At 57.1% G+C, this 1,438-nt stretch carries 1 protein-coding gene; it reads right to left on the reverse strand.

The genetic code is table 11. From position 1 onward, the window contains the following. On the reverse strand, positions 1-1,438 hold a 1,438-nt coding region (locus AWB69_RS45150; protein WP_063978066.1), incomplete at both ends, for a bifunctional 2-methylcitrate dehydratase/aconitate hydratase.

The raw sequence follows: 1,438 nt of genomic DNA on the forward strand, positions 1-1,438 counted from the left end.
AAATCACGTACAAATCAACGTATTCATTGACCGGCATTGCTTCGAGCGCTGCCTGATCCAGCGATACCGCGAGGATCGCCTCTTGCTGCTTGGCTGGGAAACGCCGTGCGAGGTTAACCTTGAACTTCTCGACCAGAAGGGGGATGCCGTCCTCGCGACGACGCTTGTGTCCAATCGGATATTCGACGACCACTTCGTCGAACTGGCTGCCGTCGTTGAACTCGACTGTCAGCGCATTGGCGATCGAACGCTTCTCCGGATCGTGATAGTCCTTGGTGAATTCTGGGTCTTCCACGCATTCCATCTTCGCGCGCAAGGTGTCGATGCGCTGATCCTTCGCCACTGAATCTTCGTAATCTGAAGCGGTCAGGCGGCCATAAATCAACGGCACGGCGATCATGTATTGAATGCAGTGATCGCGGTCGGCGGGGTTATCGAGTGGACCTTTTTTATCGATGATACGAATGGCCGCTTCATGCGTGCGGATCGTGATCTTCTTGATGTCTTCAACCTTCTTACCCGTTTCCGCGAGCTTCGCGTGCAAGGTCATCGCGGCTTCCACTGCGGTTTGCGAGTGGAATTCAGCCGGGAACGAGATCTTGAAGAGCACGTTCTCCATCACGTACGAACCGTACGGGCGCTGGAACTTGAACGCGTTGCCCTTGAAGAGCACGTCGTAAAAACCCCATGTTTTAGCGGTCAGAACCGACGGATAGCCCATCTCGCCCGTCTTCGCGATCAACGCGAGACGCACGGCGCGCGAGGTCGCGTCTCCCGCTGCCCACGACTTGCGCGAACCCGTATTTGGCGCATGCCGATACGTGCGCAGCGAATGACCATCGACGAAGGCCAGGGAAACGGCGTTAATCAACTCATCGCGCGTGAGGCCGATCATCTGACCGACCACTGCCGTGGATGCCAGTTTCACTAACAAAACGTGATCGAGACCGACCTTGTTGAACGAGTTTTCCAGCGCGATACAGCCTTGAATTTCGTGCGCCTTGATCATGGCGATCAAGACGTCTTTCATCGACAGCGGCTTTTTGCCGGTAGCCACCGCGTTACGCGAGAGCCAGTCGGCGGTGGCCAGAATGCCGCCGAGATTGTCAGACGGATGGCCCCATTCGGCAGCCAGCCAGGTGTCGTTGAAGTCGAGCCAGCGGATCATTGCGCCAATGTTGAACGCCGCCTGAACCGGGTCCAGTTGGAAAGAGGTGCCGGGCACCTTGGCGCCGTTGGGGACAATCGTGCCCGGCACGATGGGTCCCATGAGCTTGGTGCATGCCGGATAAGTCAGTGCTTCGAGTCCGCAGCCGAGCGTGTCGATCAGGCAGTTGCGCGCGGTGTCGAGCGCGAGCGTACTGTCGATCTTGTAGTTGAGAACATAGTCGACGATATCGACTAATACTCGATCCGGCTCGGGCCGGACATTGGAAAT

Source organism: Caballeronia udeis, from assembly GCF_001544555.2.
Taxonomy (GTDB): domain Bacteria; phylum Pseudomonadota; class Gammaproteobacteria; order Burkholderiales; family Burkholderiaceae; genus Caballeronia; species Caballeronia udeis.